The 344-nt window shown below is 39.8% G+C and carries 1 pseudogene; it reads right to left on the bottom strand.

What is annotated here, in order from left to right:
• A pseudogene (locus ACFILL_RS09500) lies at positions 1-344 on the bottom strand (filamentous hemagglutinin); the annotation flags it as partial.

Here is a 344-nt window from a genome sequence, read left to right as displayed (position 1 = left end):
ACTGTTAGGGTACCTCGACTATGCGCACTTACAATAGCCTTGTCATTGCCATAATGAGTGATAAAATCTTGGAACTTCTTCGTCGAATTACTCACCCCCCAAGTGCTGCCTTCAAAAAACTTCTGAAAAACCGCTATACCTGCCTCTACTAGCATGTCTTTAGCTTGCGGAAAATATGTAAAATAAAGATGATCATGATCGTTGTCAGCAAATTGGACGGCATAACGCGCGGCATCATCGGGGGAGGTAAAAATACCATTATAAAACATATGAACCTCGCCATCAGAACCTTTTTGTAAATGATTTTCTTCCTCTGGTTTTAAATAGCGATATAGAGGTATTTT

The organism is Bartonella sp. AP20NXHL (genome assembly GCF_042196165.1).
Taxonomy (GTDB): domain Bacteria; phylum Pseudomonadota; class Alphaproteobacteria; order Rhizobiales; family Rhizobiaceae; genus Bartonella.
This window is presented reverse-complemented; position numbering and strand designations above follow the sequence as displayed.